This is a genomic window from Streptomyces sp. NPDC048258 (assembly GCF_043201995.1).
In the GTDB taxonomy this organism is placed as follows: Bacteria; Actinomycetota; Actinomycetes; order Streptomycetales; family Streptomycetaceae; genus Streptomyces.
On sequence record NZ_JBICZH010000010.1, the window covers coordinates 220,781 to 237,367 of the forward strand.

General features: G+C 69.4%; 18 protein-coding genes. 16 read left to right on the top strand and 2 right to left on the bottom strand.

Annotation, left to right across the window (positions count from 1 at the left end):
- Positions 1-128 precede the first annotated feature (128 nt).
- From map to glmM, 13 genes are all read left to right on the top strand, one after another.
- Positions 129-980: a type I methionyl aminopeptidase gene (gene map / locus ACGFYQ_RS23655; protein WP_393746922.1), complete on the top strand. Its 852-nt coding sequence runs from the start codon at positions 129-131 to the stop codon at positions 978-980.
- A 301-nt stretch (positions 981-1,281) separates the two neighbouring features.
- Positions 1,282-1,503, top strand: coding sequence for a translation initiation factor IF-1 (infA, locus tag ACGFYQ_RS23660; RefSeq protein ID WP_003956442.1), 222 nt, complete (start codon positions 1,282-1,284; stop codon positions 1,501-1,503).
- A gap of 74 nt (positions 1,504-1,577) precedes the next feature.
- Positions 1,578-1,691: a 50S ribosomal protein L36 gene (gene rpmJ / locus ACGFYQ_RS23665; protein WP_003956441.1), complete on the top strand. Its 114-nt coding sequence runs from the start codon at positions 1,578-1,580 to the stop codon at positions 1,689-1,691.
- Between the two features lie 198 nt (positions 1,692-1,889).
- Complete coding sequence (gene rpsM / locus ACGFYQ_RS23670; RefSeq protein WP_007265919.1) at positions 1,890-2,270, top strand: 30S ribosomal protein S13; 381 nt, start codon at positions 1,890-1,892, stop codon at positions 2,268-2,270.
- Positions 2,271-2,324: 54 nt separating this feature from the next.
- Positions 2,325-2,729, top strand: coding sequence for a 30S ribosomal protein S11 (gene rpsK / locus ACGFYQ_RS23675; RefSeq protein WP_003956432.1), 405 nt, complete (start codon positions 2,325-2,327; stop codon positions 2,727-2,729).
- Positions 2,730-2,879: 150 nt separating this feature from the next.
- Positions 2,880-3,902 carry a DNA-directed RNA polymerase subunit alpha gene (locus ACGFYQ_RS23680; RefSeq protein ID WP_007265920.1) on the top strand — a complete coding sequence of 341 codons (1,023 nt, stop codon included), beginning with the start codon at positions 2,880-2,882 and terminating at the stop codon, positions 3,900-3,902.
- A gap of 92 nt (positions 3,903-3,994) precedes the next feature.
- Entirely contained in the window at positions 3,995-4,468 is a 474-nt protein-coding gene (rplQ, locus tag ACGFYQ_RS23685; protein ID WP_319733898.1) for a 50S ribosomal protein L17, read from the top strand.
- A gap of 102 nt (positions 4,469-4,570) precedes the next feature.
- Positions 4,571-5,422, top strand: a complete 852-nt coding sequence (truA, locus tag ACGFYQ_RS23690) for a tRNA pseudouridine(38-40) synthase TruA (RefSeq protein WP_393746925.1) — start codon at positions 4,571-4,573, stop codon at positions 5,420-5,422.
- A gap of 33 nt (positions 5,423-5,455) precedes the next feature.
- Positions 5,456-7,084 (top strand): ABC-F family ATP-binding cassette domain-containing protein, encoded by a 1,629-nt coding sequence (locus ACGFYQ_RS23695; RefSeq protein ID WP_393746927.1) that lies wholly within the window; start codon positions 5,456-5,458, stop codon positions 7,082-7,084.
- A gap of 64 nt (positions 7,085-7,148) precedes the next feature.
- Positions 7,149-8,405, top strand: coding sequence for a glycosyltransferase family 87 protein (locus tag ACGFYQ_RS23700; RefSeq protein WP_393746929.1), 1,257 nt, complete (start codon positions 7,149-7,151; stop codon positions 8,403-8,405).
- A 231-nt stretch (positions 8,406-8,636) separates the two neighbouring features.
- Positions 8,637-9,080 carry a 50S ribosomal protein L13 gene (gene rplM, locus ACGFYQ_RS23705; RefSeq protein ID WP_393746931.1) on the top strand — a complete coding sequence of 148 codons (444 nt, stop codon included), beginning with the start codon at positions 8,637-8,639 and terminating at the stop codon, positions 9,078-9,080.
- 42 nt (positions 9,081-9,122) lie between these two features.
- Positions 9,123-9,644 (top strand): 30S ribosomal protein S9, encoded by a 522-nt coding sequence (gene rpsI, locus ACGFYQ_RS23710; RefSeq protein ID WP_215143970.1) that lies wholly within the window; start codon positions 9,123-9,125, stop codon positions 9,642-9,644.
- 136 nt (positions 9,645-9,780) lie between these two features.
- A complete protein-coding gene (glmM, locus tag ACGFYQ_RS23715; protein ID WP_393746934.1) occupies positions 9,781-11,139 on the top strand; it encodes a phosphoglucosamine mutase in 1,359 nt (452 codons plus the stop codon).
- On the opposite strand, the gene ACGFYQ_RS23720 is transcribed toward glmM, so the two are convergent.
- Positions 11,136-12,107, bottom strand: a complete 972-nt coding sequence (locus tag ACGFYQ_RS23720; protein WP_393746936.1) for a DUF389 domain-containing protein — start codon at positions 12,105-12,107, stop codon at positions 11,136-11,138. The genes glmM and ACGFYQ_RS23720 overlap by 4 nt on opposite strands.
- 31 nt (positions 12,108-12,138) lie before the next feature.
- Positions 12,139-13,188, bottom strand: a complete 1,050-nt coding sequence (coaA, locus tag ACGFYQ_RS23725) for a type I pantothenate kinase (protein WP_393746938.1) — start codon at positions 13,186-13,188, stop codon at positions 12,139-12,141.
- A gap of 271 nt (positions 13,189-13,459) precedes the next feature.
- On the opposite strand from coaA, the gene ACGFYQ_RS23730 reads away from it, so the two are divergent.
- The 3 genes from ACGFYQ_RS23730 (at position 13,460) to ACGFYQ_RS23740 (ending at position 16,575) form a co-directional block, all read left to right on the top strand.
- Positions 13,460-14,233: a hypothetical protein gene (locus ACGFYQ_RS23730; protein WP_393746940.1), complete on the top strand. Its 774-nt coding sequence runs from the start codon at positions 13,460-13,462 to the stop codon at positions 14,231-14,233.
- Between the two features lie 111 nt (positions 14,234-14,344).
- Entirely contained in the window at positions 14,345-16,192 is a 1,848-nt protein-coding gene (gene glmS, locus ACGFYQ_RS23735) for a glutamine--fructose-6-phosphate transaminase (isomerizing) (protein ID WP_393746942.1), read from the top strand.
- A 14-nt stretch (positions 16,193-16,206) separates the two neighbouring features.
- The gene (locus tag ACGFYQ_RS23740) at positions 16,207-16,575 is read left to right on the top strand and encodes a holo-ACP synthase (RefSeq protein WP_393746944.1); all 369 of its coding nucleotides are present in this window, start codon (positions 16,207-16,209) and stop codon (positions 16,573-16,575) included.
- Positions 16,576-16,587: the final 12 nt, after the last annotated feature.

Here is a 16,587-nt window from a genome sequence, read left to right on the forward strand (position 1 = left end):
GGCGCCGCGGCCATCTGCATGAAGCGGCTTCTTGTGACATCAGCCAATAATTGAGGAACCACAGCGGAGATCAACCACCTCCGCGAGAGCGGCGGCGGTTCAGCCGCAAAAGAGGGAAGGCCCGTCCCATGGTGCAGATCAAGACCCCCGAGCAGATCGCGAAGATGCGCGAGGCAGGGCTGGTCGTCGCCGCGATCCACGCGGCGACCCGTGAGGCGGCCGTCCCGGGCGCCACGACACGGGATCTGGACATGGTGGCCCGCAAGGTCATCGCGGACGCCGGGGCCAAGTCGAACTTCCTCGGCTACGGCGGTTTCCCCGCGACCATCTGCACCTCGGTGAACGAGGTCGTCGTCCACGGCATCCCGGACGACAAGACGGTCCTCAAGGACGGCGACATCATCTCGATCGACGCCGGCGCGATCGTCGACGGCTGGCACGGGGACGCGGCGTACACCGCCTTCGTGGGCACCGGGCACGCCCCTGAGCTCGTGGAGCTCTCCCGGGTGACCGAGGAGTCCATGTGGGCCGGTATCGCCGCCATGAAGCTCGGCAACCGCCTCGTGGACATCTCGAAGGCGATCGAGACGTACATCAAGCGCCAGCCGCGCCCGTCCACCGGTGAGCACAGCCTCGGCAAGTTCGGGATCATCGAGGACTACGGCGGCCACGGCATCGGGTCCGAGATGCACATGGACCCCCACCTGCTGAACTACGTCTCGCGCAAGCGGGGCAAGGGGATCAAGCTGGTCCCGGGCGTCTGCCTGGCGATCGAGCCGATGGTCTCCCTGGGCACGGCCCAGACCGAGGTCCTGGCGGACGACTGGACGGTCATCACGACGGACGGCACCTGGTCCTCGCACTGGGAGCACTCCATCGCCCTGACCGAGGACGGACCCATCGTCCTGACGAGCCCGGACTGCGGCAAGGCGAAGCTGGCGGAGTACGGGGTCACCACGGCTCCGGACCCTCTGGGCTGACGCCGGCGCCCGGGCCCATGCTCCGCGTCCCCCGGCCGGGTGGTCGACGGACGGAGTCCGGCGCAGCCGCTCGAAGCATCTGAGGCGCGCCAGCGCCGAGCCCGCGAGAGCGGCATGGGGAAGAGGGGCCGGGGTCACCACGGCTCCGGACCCTCTGGCGTAATGATCTACACTCTGGGGCAAACTTTCCGGATTCGTCTTTCTGGGTGCCCTGACGTAGACTGACTCGTCGGCTCTCGTGCACTTCCATGCCTGCATGGCGCGCGAGGCCGATCAAGGTAGCCGATTCGAAAGGCGAAGCGTGGCCAAGAAGCAAGGTGCCATCGAAATCGAGGGCACCGTGATCGAGTCCCTCCCGAACGCGATGTTCAAGGTGGAACTCCAGAACGGTCACAAGGTCCTCGCGCACATCAGCGGCAAGATGCGCATGCACTACATCCGCATCCTCCCTGATGACCGGGTCGTCGTGGAGCTGTCTCCGTACGACCTGACGCGTGGCCGGATCGTCTACCGATACAAGTAGATCTTGTCTTCACTCCCGCCTGGGCGTCTTGTCCCGGCGCGGGTGGTGGCACTGACCCGGAGAACCTCACCAACATGAAGGTCAAGCCGAGCGTCAAGAAGATCTGCGACAAGTGCAAGGTGATCCGCCGTCACGGTCGGGTCATGGTCATCTGCGACAACCTGCGCCACAAGCAGCGCCAGGGCTGACGCACGCCGACCGACCTGCCTTCCGCAGTTCTTCGCGCGACGTAAGAAAACGTACATACGCAGAACCCGCCCAGCCCTGTACGGGGCCGGCGGTACCTCCGGCGGGGGCCGGGGACCCGGACGTACCACCATCCATCAAGGGTGGTCGGCGGTCGGGAGTGGTTCTGCGGAAGACCCCCGATCACACAGGAGCCATTTGTGGCACGCGTTTCCGGTGTTGACATCCCGCGCGAAAAGCGTGTGGAGATCGCACTCACCTACGTCTTCGGTATCGGGCGCACCCGGTCCAAGGAGATCCTCGCCTCCACCGGCGTGAACCCGAACACCCGCGTTCGTGACCTGGCCGAAGAGGACCTCGTCAAGATCCGCGAGTACGTGGACGCCAACCTCCGTACCGAGGGTGACCTCCGCCGCGAGATCCAGGGCGACATTCGCCGCAAGATCGAGATCCAGTGCTACCAGGGCATCCGCCACCGTCGTGGCCTGCCGGTGCACGGTCAGCGCACCAGCACGAACGCGCGTACCCGCAAGGGCCCGCGTCGCGCGATCGCCGGTAAGAAGAAGCCGGGCAAGAAGTAGTCCTGTTCAGCGGTCTTGCGCTGTAGGACCGACCACCTCCCGTAGGAGATTTAGATGCCCCCCAAGGGTCGTCAGGGCGCTGCCAAGAAGGTGCGCCGCAAGGAAAAGAAGAACGTCGCTCACGGGCACGCCCACATCAAGAGCACGTTCAACAACACCATCGTTTCGATCACCGACCCCTCGGGCAACGTGATCTCCTGGGCCTCCGCCGGCCACGTGGGCTTCAAGGGCTCGCGCAAGTCCACCCCCTTCGCCGCGCAGATGGCCGCCGAGTCGGCCGCCCGCCGCGCGCAGGAGCACGGCATGCGCAAGGTTGACGTCTTCGTCAAGGGTCCGGGCTCCGGCCGCGAGACCGCGATCCGCTCCCTCCAGGCCACCGGCCTCGAGGTCGGCTCGATCCAGGACGTCACCCCCACCCCGCACAACGGCTGCCGCCCGCCGAAGCGCCGCCGCGTCTGACGCAGCGGACGCACTTGTGCGTTCTTGAGTGTCCGGGCGGTACGAACCCTTCGGGGGACGTACCGCCCGTACCCTTGTAGTAGCCGTACCCCGGTACGGCATCCCGTCGGGCGTCAAATAGTGGGCGTCCACGACTGAAGGAACACAGACATGCTTATCGCTCAGCGTCCTTCGCTGACCGAAGAGGTCGTCGACGAGTACCGCTCGCGGTTCGTGATCGAGCCGCTGGAGCCGGGCTTCGGCTACACCCTCGGCAACTCCCTGCGCCGTACGCTCCTGTCCTCGATCCCGGGTGCCGCTGTCACCAGCATCCGCGTGGACGGCGTCCTGCACGAGTTCACCACCGTGCCGGGTGTCAAGGAAGACGTCACCGACATCATCCTCAACATCAAGCAGCTGGTCGTCTCCTCGGAGCACGACGAGCCGGTCGTGATGTACCTGCGCAAGCAGGGTCCCGGCCTGGTCACCGCTGCCGACATCGCGCCCCCGGCCGGTGTCGAGGTGCACAACCCGGACCTGGTCCTCGCCACGCTCAACGGCAAGGGCAAGCTGGAGATGGAGCTGACCGTCGAGCGCGGTCGCGGCTACGTCTCCGCCGTCCAGAACAAGCAGCTGGGCCAGGAGATCGGCCGTATCCCGGTCGACTCCATCTACAGCCCGGTCCTCAAGGTCACCTACAAGGTCGAGGCGACCCGAGTCGAGCAGCGCACCGACTTCGACAAGCTGATCGTCGACGTCGAGACCAAGCAGGCCATGCGCCCGCGTGACGCCATGGCGTCCGCCGGCAAGACCCTGGTCGAGCTGTTCGGTCTGGCGCGCGAGCTCAACATCGACGCCGAGGGCATCGACATGGGCCCGTCCCCGACGGACGCCGCCCTGGCCGCCGACCTGGCGCTGCCGATCGAGGAGCTCGAGCTCACGGTCCGCTCGTACAACTGCCTCAAGCGCGAGGGCATCCACTCCGTGGGTGAGCTCGTGGCGCGTTCCGAGGCCGACCTGCTCGACATCCGCAACTTCGGTGCGAAGTCGATCGACGAGGTCAAGGCGAAGCTGGCCGGCATGGGCCTGGCCCTCAAGGACAGCCCGCCCGGATTCGACCCGACCGCCGCCGCCGACGCCTTCGGCGCCGACGACGACGCGGACGCCGGTTTCGTCGAGACCGAGCAGTACTAAGCAGCACCCGTAGATCTTTCCCGCGGCATCCGCCTCGGGGGAACTGACACCGGTACCTGACACGGCCGGTGCAGATATGAAGGAGTAACACCATGCCGCGTCCCGCAAAGGGTGCCCGTCTGGGCGGCAGCGCCGCGCACGAGAAGCACCTTCTCGCGAACCTCGCGAAGGCGCTCTTCGAGCACGGCCGCATCACCACCACCGAGGCCAAGGCCCGTCGCCTGCGTCCCTACGCCGAGCGTCTGGTCACCAAGGCCAAGAAGGGCGACATCCACAACCGTCGCCTGGTGCTGCAGACGATCACGGACAAGAGCATCGTGCACACGCTGTTCACCGAGATCGCCCCGCGCTACGAGAACCGCCCCGGTGGTTACACGCGCATCACCAAGATCGGCAACCGTCGTGGCGACAACGCCCCGATGGCCGTGATCGAGCTGGTCGAGGCCCTTACGGTCGCCCAGCAGGCCACCGGTGAGGCCGAGGCCGCCACCAAGCGCGCGGTCAAGGAGGCGGAGGCCAAGGCCGAGGCCACCGAGACCCCCGCCGAGGAGACCAAGGAGGCCTGATCCCGCTTCGGGATCGAGCTTGCTTGATCGGCTTTGATCGGGCCCGCCCCTTCCGGGGGCGGGCCCGATCTGCATTTCGGCGACTCTGAGAGGATCTGTCACGTGAGTGACGAGGTGGAGCCCGGGCACGTCCGGGTGCGGCTGGACCTGAGCTACGACGGCAAGGACTTCTCCGGCTGGGCGAAGCAGCGCGTGCTGCGGACCGTCCAGGGGGAGCTGGAATCGGCCCTGAAGACCGTGATGCGGCTGTCCGAGCCGGTCGAGCTGACCGTGGCCGGGCGTACGGACGCGGGCGTGCATGCCCGCGGGCAGGTCGCGCAGTTCGACCTGGCCGAAGAGGTGTGGGCCGAGCACCACGACAAGCTGCTGCGCCGCCTCGCCGGCCGGCTGCCGCACGATATCCGGGTGTGGAAGGTCGCCGAGGCCCCCGAGGGCTTCAACGCGCGGTTCTCGGCCATCTGGCGCCGCTACGCCTACCGCGTCGGCGATCACCAGGGCGGCGTCGACCCGCTGCGCCGCGGCCACGTGCTGTGGCACCAGTGGCCCCTCGACGTGGACGCCATGAACGAGGCCGCCGCCCCGCTGCTCGGCGAGCACGACTTCGCCGCGTACTGCAGGAAGCGCGAGGGCGCCACGACCATCCGTACGCTCCAGCAGCTCAGCTGGGAGCGCGGCGACGACGGGATCATCACGGCGACCGTCCGCGCCGACGCCTTCTGCCACAACATGGTCCGCTCGCTGGTGGGGGCCCTGCTGCACGTCGGCGACGGCCACCGGCCGACCGACTGGCCCGGCAAGGTGCTGGAGGCGGCCGTACGGGACTCCTCGGTGCACGTGGTCAAGCCGCACGGGCTGACCCTGGAGGAGGTCGGCTACCCGGCGGACGAGCTGCTGGCCGCGCGCAGCAAGGAGGCCCGGAACATGCGGACCCTTCCCGGGGCGGGCTGCTGCTAATCCGTTTGGGCGGATCGCGGCCCGACCGGGACAATGCCCGGCATGGGACATCTCGAAGCCAGCCACCTGGAGTACTACCTTCCCGACGGGCGGGTCCTGCTCCCCGACGTCTCCTTCCGCGTGGGGGAGGGCTCGGTGGTCGCCCTGGTCGGGGCGAACGGGGCCGGCAAGACCACCCTGCTCAAGCTGGTCTCCGGCGAGCTCCAGCCGCACGGCGGCGGGGTCACCATCAGCGGCGGGCTCGGCGTGATGTCGCAGTTCGTGGGCTCCGTACGGGACGAGACGACCGTGCGGGACCTGCTGGTCTCCGTGGCCCAGCCGCGGATCCGGGAGGCCGCGAAGGCCGTGGACCGGGCCGAGCAGCTGATCCTCACGGTCGACGACGAGGCCGCGCAGATGGCGTACGCGCAGGCGCTCAGCGACTGGGCGGACGTCCAGGGCTACGAGGCGGAGACCCTGTGGGACGTCTGCACCATGGCCGCGCTGGCGATCCCGTACGACACCGCGCAGTTCCGCGAGGTGCGCACGCTCTCGGGCGGTGAGCAGAAGCGGCTCGTGCTGGAGGCGCTGCTGCGCGGTCCGGACGAGGTGCTGCTGCTCGACGAGCCGGACAACTACCTCGACGTCCCGGGCAAGCGGTGGCTGGAGGAGCAGCTGAAGGCCACCCGCAAGACCGTGCTGTTCGTCTCCCACGACCGGGAGCTGCTCACCCAGGCCGCCGAGAAGATCATCAGCCTTGAGGCGAGCCCGATGGGCAGCGACGTGTGGGTGCACGGCTCCGGCTTCGCGACGTACCACGAGGCCCGCAAGGAGCGCTTCGCGCGCTTCGAGGAGCTCAAGCGGCGCTGGGACGAGGAGCACGCCCGGCTGAAGGCCCTGGTGCTGCGGCTGCGCAACCAGGCCGCCTCCAGCCCCGACATGGCCTCGCGCTACCGGGCGATGCAGACCCGATTCCAGAAGTTCGAGGAGGCCGGCCCGCCGCCGGAGCCGCCGCGCGAGCAGGACATCAAGATGCGGCTCAAGGGCGGACGGACCGGCGTGCGGGCGCTGACTGTGGAGAACCTGGAACTCACGGGGCTGATGAAGCCGTTCTCCCTGGAGGTCTTCTACGGGGAGCGGGTCGCGGTGCTCGGCTCGAACGGCTCGGGCAAGTCGCACTTCCTGCGGCTGCTGGCGGGCGAGGACGTCAAGCACACGGGTAACTGGAAGCTGGGCGCACGGGTGGTTCCCGGCCACTTCGCGCAGACGCACGCGCACCCGGAGCTCTTCGGCCGCACCCTCGTCGACATCCTGTGGACGGAGGCGGCCAAGCCCCTGGGCCAGGCGATGGGGGCCCTGCGCCGCTACGAGCTGGAGCGCCAGGGCGACCAGCCGTTCGAGAAGCTCTCGGGCGGCCAGCAGGCGCGTTTCCAGATCCTGCTGCTGGAGCTGGCGGGGACCACGGCGCTGCTGCTGGACGAGCCGACGGACAACCTGGACCTGGAATCCGCGGAGGCGCTGCAGGACGGTCTGGAGGCGTACGAGGGAACTGTGCTGTGTGTCACACACGACCGCTGGTTCGCGCGCACTTTTGACCGTTACCTGGTCTTCGGTTCGGACGGTGTTGTGCGGGAGACTCGGGAACCCGTCTGGGACGAACGTAGAGTCGAACGCAAGCGCTAGGGGGAGACCGCCCCTGCCGGAGTGAGGGGAAGTCGCCGTGGGGCTGCGGCCTAGCATCTGGCTCATGAAGTGGGAGACCCAGACCTCCGGCAACCGGCTGATCGACTGGCTGCTGCGGCCCGCCTCACGGCCCTGGCAGCTCCTCTCGCTCGCCGTGCTCCTGGGAATCGCCGTCTCCACGAGCCTGCGGGAGAACTGGGGCTCGGACAACGCCTTCGTGGTCAAGGCCGCGGAAACGCTGCTGGCGGGCGGGTCCCCGTACGAGGACAAGCGCTTCCTGTACCTGCCCAGCGCCGTGCTGATGGCGGTGCCCGAGGCGCTGCTTCCGCAGACGGTGCTGAGGTGGACCCTGCCGGTCGGGATGTCCGCGCTGCTGGGCGCGGGCTGGCTGGCGGCGCTGCGGCTGTTCTCGGTGCCGCTGCGCTCGCGTTTCGCGGTGGTGGGCTTCCCGGTCCTGGCCCTCGCCTACAAGCCGTACGTGAACCTCGTGCTGATCGGCAACTGGACGGCCATCTCGGCGGCCGCGCTGCCGGTGGCGCTGCTGCTCGCGCACCGGCGCCACTGGGGGGCGGCCGGGCTGGTGGTGGGGCTGGCCATCGCCTGCAAGCCGATGCTGGTGCCGATGGGGCTGGTCTTCCTGCTGGCCCGGCGGTGGCGGGGGCTGGCCGCGGCCGTGCTGGTGCCGCTGGGGATGTCGCTGGCCGGCGCGCTGCTGATGCCGAACCCGTCGCTGTTCTTCACCAAGACCCTGCCGTTCCTGCTCCAGGGGCAGGACTCCTACGCGCTGCCGTGGGACGCCTCGCCGATCGCGGTGCTGCCGCGGCTGGGGGTGCCGGAGCCGCTGGCGGTGCTGGTGGCCTTCGCGGGCGCCGGGGCGGGGCTGTGGGCGGCCTGGACGCGGTGGCGGCGTACGCACGACGAGACGGACGGGGGAGAGCTGCGGCTCGTGGAGACGGCCTGCATGGTGATGCTCGCCGCATTCCTGGTCTCGCGGCCGTCCTTCGACCACTACCTGCTGGTGGTGCTGCCGCTGCTGCTGGCCTCGGCGGTGCGGCCGGGCTCGATGCCCCGCTCGCCCTGGTTCTGGGCGGCCCTGGGGCCTCAGGTGGCGGGGATTCCGTGGCCCCGGGAGCTGGAGGCGAAGCGGCGGGCGTTCAAGGACTGCGCCACCCTGTGCGGGCTCTCGATTCTGCTGGCGCGTCGTGCGCTGCGCTCCGGTCGGGTTACTCTGGAGCCCGTAACAACTGCGGGGTCCCCACCCAGGACCGAACCGGAGTGCGCCGCGACGCCAGCAGAATCGGCATCGCGGACCGCGTTTTGACCCGTAAGGGTCTGCTTGGGTATCCTGCTGGTTTGTTATGCGTATTGGCTTTCTCATTCTCACGTGAAAGGGCCTTGCGCCGGTCCACCGGACCGATGACCAGCGGTTCACACGGGTTGCGTCCCCGATGTGAACGAGGGCTGTCGTGATCGTCCGTGGTGACCCTGTCAGGACCTTCCCGTGGGGCTTGCGCCCTTGGGATACCACCACTGAAGAAGCGAAGGCATACGCGTGCGTACGTTCAGCCCCAAGCCCGGCGACATCTCGCGCCAGTGGCTCGTCATCGACGCCCAGGACGTTGTCCTCGGCCGTCTGGCGACCCAGGCCGCTGCCCTCCTGCGGGGTAAGCACAAGCCGACTTACGCCCCCCACATGGACATGGGCGACTTCGTCATCATCGTCAACGCCGACAAGGTTCACCTGTCCGGCAACAAGGCGTCCCAGAAGATGGCGTACCGCCACTCCGGCTACCCGGGCGGTCTCCGCTCCGTGCGCTACGACGACCTCCTGGCGAACAACCCGGAGAAGGCCGTCGAGAAGGCCGTCAAGGGCATGCTCCCCAAGAACACCCTGGGCCGTCAGATGCTCTCGAAGCTGAAGGTCTACTCGGGCGACCAGCACCCCCACGCTGCCCAGCAGCCGGTGCCGTTCGAGATCACCCAGGTCGCGCAGTAGTTCCGGCCACCCCCTAAGACGTAGAAAATTCTGAGGAGCATCGTGGCCGAGACCACCGCCGAGACGACCCCCGTCGACGAGTTCGAGGGCAACGTCGAGGAGTACACCAGCGAGTCTGAGGTCGTCGTCGAGGGCGACTACACCTCCGAGTCCCTTGCCGGTCGCTTCGGCGACCCCCAGCCGGCCGCCGGCCTGGGCCGTCGCAAGAACGCCATCGCCCGCGTCCGGATCGTTCCGGGCACCGGCAAGTGGAAGATCAACGGTCGCACCCTTGAGGACTACTTCCCCAACAAGGTGCACCAGCAGGAAGTCAACGAGCCGTTCAAGCTCCTTGAGCTGGACAACCGCTACGACATCATCGCCCGCATCGCGGGTGGCGGCGTCTCCGGCCAGGCCGGCGCCCTGCGCCTCGGTGTGGCCCGTGCGCTGAACGAGGCGGACGTGGACAACAACCGCCCGGCGCTGAAGAAGGCCGGCTTCCTCTCCCGCGACGACCGTGCGGTCGAGCGCAAGAAGGCCGGTCTCAAGAAGGCCCGTAAGGCTCCGCAGTACAGCAAGCGTTAATCTGCGCCTGCTGTTCTGCAACGAAACCGCCCCGGCAGCACTCTCTGTGCTGCCGGGGCGGTTCGTTTACCGCCACAAGCGGCAAATACCTGTCACAAGCGGTCACAAAGCGAAGCGGAAACTCGGGAGGACAACAGTGGGACGACTCTTCGGGACGGACGGTGTACGCGGCGTTGCCAACGCGGATCTGACGGCGGAGCTCGCGCTCGGCCTCTCCGTGGCGGCAGCCCACGTACTGGCCGAGGCGGGTACGTTCGCGGGTCACAGGGCGACCGCCGTGGTCGGCCGGGATCCCCGGGCCTCGGGCGAATTCCTTGAGGCGGCGGTCGTGGCCGGCCTCGCGAGCGCGGGCGTGGACGTCCTGCGCGTCGGTGTGCTGCCCACCCCGGCGGTGGCGTATCTCACCGGTGCGCTGGGTGCCGACCTCGGCGTGATGCTCTCCGCCAGCCACAACGCCATGCCCGACAACGGGATCAAGTTCTTCGCGCGCGGCGGCCACAAGCTCGCCGACGAGCTGGAGGACCGCATCGAGTCCGTCTACGAGGAGCACCGCACCGGCGCTCCCTGGGACCGGCCCACCGGCTCCGGCGTCGGCCGCGTCTCCGACTACACCGAGGGCTTCGAGAAGTACGTCGCCCACCTCATCGGGGTGCTCCCCAACCGCCTCGACGGCCTGAAGATCGTCCTGGACGAGGCCCACGGCGCGGCCGCGTACGTCTCGCCCGAGGCCTTCGCCCGGGCTGGCGCGGAGATCGTCACGATCGGCGCCGAGCCGGACGGCCTGAACATCAACGACGGCTGCGGCTCCACCCACCTCGGACTGCTCAAGGCGGCCGTGGTCGAGCACGGCGCCGACTTCGGCATCGCGCACGACGGTGACGCGGACCGCTGCCTGGCCGTGGACGGCACCGGCGCGGAGGTCGACGGCGACCAGATCCTCGCGGTGCTGGCGCTGGCCATGCGCGAGGCCGGGCAGCTGCGCGAGAACACCGTGGTCGGCACCGTGATGTCCAACCTGGGCTTCAAGCTGGCCATGGAGGGCGAGGGCATCCAGGTCGTGCAGACCGGGGTCGGCGACCGGTACGTGCTGGAGTCGATGAAGGAGCACGGCTACGCGCTGGGCGGCGAGCAGTCCGGCCACGTGATCATCCTCGACCACGCGACGACCGGTGACGGCACGCTGACCGGCCTGCTGCTGGCGGCGCGGGTCGCGGCCACCGGCAAGTCCCTGGCGGAGCTGGTCGGCGTCATGCAGCGGCTGCCGCAGGTGCTGATCAACGTTCCCGACGTGGACAAGTCCCGGGTCGGGACCTCCGGGGAGCTGGCGGCGGCGGTGGCCGACGCCGAGCGCGAGCTGGGCACGACCGGGCGGGTGCTGCTCCGTCCGTCGGGTACGGAGCCGCTCGTACGGGTGATGGTGGAGGCCGCCGACATCGAGCAGGCCCGCGCGGTGGCCGGCCGGCTCGCGGACGTCGTGAAGTCGGCGCTCGGCTAACCCCCGCCGTTCGCCGCTCCTGGCGCACCCGGCTGCCGGATCATCCGGCTCTGCTGGGTGCGCCACAGCAGTTTCCAGGCGATGAGGGTGAGCGTGCCGGAGAGGATGATGCCGCCCAGGTTGAGCGCCAGCTGGATGGCCGAGCCCCACATCTGGGCGAAATCTCCGTAGCTGAGTGCCACGGCCGCGTTGGCGCCCGCCGGGACGGTGGTGACGGAGATCGCCACGCCGACCAGCGCACCGGCCTTCGCCGACGTCAGCGACATCATGCCGGCCACGCCGGCGAGCAGTGCCACGACGAAGGAGAACGGGTCGGGCTGCCAGATGAAGCTGGTGTTGGGCCGGGGGTCGTCGAGCATTCCCTCGTGGAACAGGCCGAGCGCGTCCATCCCCAGACTGAAGACCGTCGTCGCCACGATCGCCGCCGCGAAGCCGATCACCAGCGCGAAGAGCGACCGCCCGGCGAGCCGCGGCCGGCGCTGCACCAGGCCCGTGCAGATGCCGGCGAGCGGGCCGAATTCAGGGCCGACCGCCATGGCGCCCACGATCAGGATCGCGTTGTCCAGGACCACGCCGCAGGCCGCGATCATCGTCGCCACGATCATGAAGACGCTGTAGGTGATCGTGAGGGTGGATTCCTCGTGCGTCGACTCGGCGAGCTGTTCCCAGACCACCGCGTCGGCGGCCTCGCCCGGCGCCTCCTCCTCCGCGGCTTCGGCGCGTTTGGAGATCGACAGGTCGATGTTCTCGACGGCGATCGAGCCGGTCTTGTCGATGCCGAGCCCGCGCATCTCCTGGAGGAGCTCGTCGGCCGCCTCGCGGGCGACGTCGCACAGCACGAGATCGCCCTCGGGGTTGCGGGCGGCGCCGGTCAGTACGACCAGGTGAGTGGTGCCGACCGTCTTGTCGATCAGCTCCACCACCTGGTCCGTGAGGTGGTGCGGGGTGATCATCCGCAGATGCAGCATGCCCGCAGAGTATTCGGTCCGGGGAGCGGGGTCAGAGCTTGCGAAGGCTCAGCTTCTGGACCTTGTGGTCCGGGCCCTTGCGCACGACCAGCGTGGCGCGGCCGCGGGTGGGGGCCACGTTCTCCAGCAGGTTGGGCTTGTTGATGGTCCGCCACATCGTCTGCGCGTACTCCAGGGCCTCCTCCTCGGAGACCTGGGTGTACTTGCGGAAGTAGGAGAAAGGATTCTGGAAGGCGGTCTCGCGCAGCTTCCGGAAGCGGTTGAGGTACCAGCGCTCGATGTCCTCGGGGCGCGCGTCCACGTACACGCTGAAGTCGAAGTAGTCGGCGAGGCCGACGCGGGTCCGGCCGTCCTTGCCGGGCAGGGCCGGCTGGAGCACGTTGAGGCCCTCGACGATGAGGATGTCGGGGCGGCGTACGACGAGCTCCTCGCCCGGCACGATGTCGTAGATCAGGTGCGAGTAGACCGGGGCCCGGACCTCGTCCTTGCCGGCCTTGATGTCGGCGACGAAGCGGGTGAGCGCGCGGCGGTCGTAGGACTCGGGGAAGCCCTTGCGGGAGGTGAGGCCGCGCCGCTGGAGCTCTTTCATCGGGTACAGGAAGCCGTCGGTGGTGACGAGCTCCACGCGCGGGTGCTCGGGCCAGCGGGCGAGGAGCGCCTGGAGCAGACGGGCCACGGTGGACTTGCCGACGGCGACCGAGCCGGCGACCCCTATGACGAAGGGGGTGCCCTGCTGGGCGCCGTGGCCGTTGCCCGCGTCGCCGAGGAAGGTGTTGAGGGTGCCCCGGAGATTGCTGGTGGCGCCGACGTACAGGTTCAGGAGGCGGGACAGCGGCAGGTAGACGTCGCGGACCTCGTCGAGGTCGATGACGTCGCCGAGGCCGCGGAGCCGCTCGACCTCGTCGGCGGTGAGCGGCAGCGGGGTCCGCTCGCGCAGGGCGCTCCACTCGGCACGGGTGAGGTCGACGTACGGCGAGGGCTCGGGGCCCCGGCGGTGGGCGGGGCGCGTGGGGTGCCCGTCCCGGCCGTTGCGCTCCGTTGCGCTGTCCGGCGTGCTGCTTCGTGGCGGCGAAGTGATCACACCGCCATTGTCGGGGCTCGGGGGCGGTTGTGGGTGGTGTGGTCGGTCACGTACGGAGCGGGGGGTGGGGGCGGGGAGAGGCGGGTCCGGCGGTTGTGGCGGGGGCGGTCTCGATTCGGGGCAAGGGGGGGTCTCGCCCTGGTCACAATCAGTGCGGGACGCGAAAAATCCCGATCGGGTGATCGAACGGCCCGTACATTGTGGATCACCGCGGCTCGGAGGAACTCTTCGTGCTGCCCTGAATCCGTTGTGTTCCATGGGGGAGATCTTCGTGCGTACCGCTCTTGTCCGTCGTACCGTCCTGACCGCGTCCGCGGTGTCCCTGGCCCTGCTGGCCACCGCCTGCGGCAGCGACAAGGCCGACACCAAGACGGACGCCAAGCCGTCGGCCCCCGCGTCCTCGTCGGCCCCGGCCGCCGCCGCCAAGGCGAAGACGAACGCCGAGCTGGCCGGTGTGATCGTGGTCCAGGCCGACCTGCCGGACCACGTCGTCAAGGAGGCCACGCCGGCCGAGGCGGCCGCCGCGGCCGGTGCGAAGAGCGACAAGCCGCAGTGCCAGCCGCTGGTCTCGGCGCAGTCCATGAACCCGGTCGGCACCGCCGCGGGCACGGCCCGGACCAAGGCCGTCGCCAAGGGCAAGGAGCCCGCCGCGGACGCCAGCCCCGAGGAGAAGGCCAAGGCCGCCCTGGGCGCCCTGGGCGCCACCGCCACGTCGGTCACCCTCGCCTCGTACGAGGGCAAGGGCGCGGAGGAGGCCTTCGCGGCGGTGAAGACCGCGGGCACGGCCTGCGCCGGCGGCTACACCGGCGGCCAGGGCGGCGACTCCCTCAAGATCACGAAGGTGGCCCCGGGCGCTGCCGTCACCGCGGGCGACGAGGCCCTCGCGTACACCGTGACGGGTGACGCGGACGGCGACGTGATGAGCATGGAGCTCGTGGTCGTCCGCAAGGGCAACACCCTCGCGACCTTCTCGGCCCTGAGCCTGGCCGGCACCGCCGAGCAGCCGAAGGCCGTCGTCGACGCGCAGGTCAAGAAGCTCGGCTGAACTGCCCCGGCTGACTGAACGTCAACCCCGCTCCGGCGCCATTCGCCGGGGCGGGTTTTCGTCTTGTTCGGGTACGGGGCAGGCGGCCGACTTCGGCGTACGCTGCGGCCTATGTGCGGAATTGTGGGTTACGTGGGAGCGCAGTCGGCGCTCGATGTGGTCATCGCCGGACTCAAGCGGCTGGAGTACCGCGGCTACGACTCGGCGGGCGTCGCCGTGCTCTCCGACGGGGGCCTGACCTCCGTGAAGAAGGCCGGGAAGCTCGTCAATCTGGAAAAGGAACTGGTCGGCAACCCACCGCCGACCGGGTCCACCGGGCTCGGGCACACCCGGTGGGCCACCCATGGCGGACCCACCGACGTCAACGCCCATCCCCACCTGGACAACTCCGGGCGGGTGGCCGTCGTGCACAACGGCATCATCGAGAACTTCGCCGCGCTGCGCGCCGAACTGGCCGAGCGCGGGCACCGGCTGGAGTCCGAGACGGACACCGAGGTGGTGGCGCACCTGCTCGCCGAGCAGTTCTCGGCGACCGGGGGCCTGGCGGCGGCGATGCGACAGGTGTGCCGACGGCTGGAGGGCGCCTTCACGTTGGTCGCGGTGCACGCCGACGAGCCGGACGTGGTGGTCGGTGCGCGCCGGAACTCGCCTCTGGTGGTGGGCGTTGGAGAGGGAGAGCACTTCCTCGCCTCGGACGTGGCCGCGTTCATCGCCCACACCCGGTCCGCGATCGAGCTGGGGCAGGACCAGGTCGTCGAACTCCGCCGCGACGGGGTCACGGTGACCGACTTCGACGGTTCGCCCGCGTCCGTGCGGGCGTACCACGTGGACTGGGACGCCTCGGCGGCCGAAAAGGGGGGTTATGACTACTTCATGCTCAAGGAGATCGCCGAGCAGCCGAAGGCTGTCGCCGACACCCTCCTGGGCAGGATCGACGCGAGCGGCTCGCTGACCCTGGACGAGGTGCGCATCCCCGTCTCGGTGCTCAGGGAGGTCGACAAGGTCGTGGTCGTGGCGTGCGGTACGGCGTACCACGCGGGCATGATCGCGAAGCTGGCCATCGAGCACTGGACCCGCATCCCGTGCGAGACGGAGCTGGCGAGCGAGTTCCGCTACCGCGACCCGATCCTGGACCAGCGGACGCTGGTGGTCGCGATCTCGCAGTCCGGCGAGACCATGGACACCCTGATGGCGCTGCGGCACGCGCGCGAGCAGGGCGCCAAGGTGCTGGCCATCTGCAATACGAACGGGTCGACGATCCCGCGCGAGTCCGATGCCGTGCTGTACACGCACGCCGGTCCCGAGGTGGCCGTCGCCTCGACCAAGGCGTTCCTGACACAGCTGGTGGCCTGCTACCTCGTCGCGCTGTACCTCGGGCAGGTACGGGGCACGAAGTGGGGCGACGAGATCGAGGCGGTGATCCGCGAGCTGTCGGACATCGCCGCGGCGGTGGACACCGTACTGGAGACGATGGAGCCGGTCCGGGCGCTCGCGCGGTCCCTCGCCGACAAGGACACCGTGCTGTTCCTCGGGCGGCACGTGGGGTACCCGGTGGCGCTGGAGGGCGCGCTCAAGCTCAAGGAGCTGGCGTACATGCACGCCGAGGGCTTCGCGGCGGGCGAGCTCAAGCACGGGCCGATCGCGCTGATCGAGCAGGACCTGCCGGTCGTGGTGGTCGTCCCGTCGCCGCGCGGGCGGTCGGTGCTCCACGACAAGATCGTGTCGAACATCCAGGAGATCAGGGCGCGCGGGGCGCGGACCATCGTGATCGCGGAGGAGGGTGACGAGGCGGTCGTCCCGTACGCCGACCACCTGATCCGGATCCCGGCCACGCCGACGCTGCTCCAGCCGCTGGTGGCGACGGTGCCGCTGCAGGTGTTCGCCTGCGAGTTGGCGACGGCGCGGGGGAACGAGGTGGACCAGCCGCGTAACCTCGCAAAGTCCGTGACGGTGGAGTAAGCGGGGTTGTCGTTGTGATTATCGGCGTGGGGATCGACGTCGCGGAGATCGAGCGGTTCGGCGCGGCGCTGGAGCGGACGCCGAACATGGCGCAGCGGCTCTTCCTCGACGCCGAGTTGACGCTGCCGAGCGGTGAGCGGCGCGGGATCGCCTCGCTCGCCGCCCGGTTCGCGGCCAAGGAGGCGCTGGCCAAGGCGCTGGGCGCGCCCAGCGGCCTGTTGTGGACGGACGCCGAGGTGTATGTGGAGGACTCCGGGCAGCCGCGGCTGCGGGTGTCCGGGACGGTCGAGGCGCGGGCGCTGGCGCTGGGCGTGAAGTCCTGGCACATCTCGCTGAGTCACGACGCCGGTGTCGCCTCGGCCGTGGTCATCGCCGAGGGATAACCCCCCTCGTCG

Coding starts and splice junctions, on each gene's coding strand:
- map (WP_393746922.1), top strand. CDS start 129: ATGGTGCAGATCAAGACCCCCGAGCAGATCGCGAAGATGCGCGAGGCA.
- rpmJ (WP_003956441.1), top strand. CDS start 1,578: ATGAAGGTCAAGCCGAGCGTCAAGAAGATCTGCGACAAGTGCAAGGTG.
- rpsK (WP_003956432.1), top strand. CDS start 2,325: ATGCCCCCCAAGGGTCGTCAGGGCGCTGCCAAGAAGGTGCGCCGCAAG.
- ACGFYQ_RS23680 (WP_007265920.1), top strand. CDS start 2,880: ATGCTTATCGCTCAGCGTCCTTCGCTGACCGAAGAGGTCGTCGACGAG.
- rplQ (WP_319733898.1), top strand. CDS start 3,995: ATGCCGCGTCCCGCAAAGGGTGCCCGTCTGGGCGGCAGCGCCGCGCAC.
- ACGFYQ_RS23695 (WP_393746927.1), top strand. CDS start 5,456: ATGCCCGGCATGGGACATCTCGAAGCCAGCCACCTGGAGTACTACCTT.
- ACGFYQ_RS23700 (WP_393746929.1), top strand. CDS start 7,149: ATGAAGTGGGAGACCCAGACCTCCGGCAACCGGCTGATCGACTGGCTG.
- ACGFYQ_RS23720 (WP_393746936.1), bottom strand. CDS start 12,107: ATGCTGCATCTGCGGATGATCACCCCGCACCACCTCACGGACCAGGTG.
- glmS (WP_393746942.1), top strand. CDS start 14,345: ATGTGCGGAATTGTGGGTTACGTGGGAGCGCAGTCGGCGCTCGATGTG.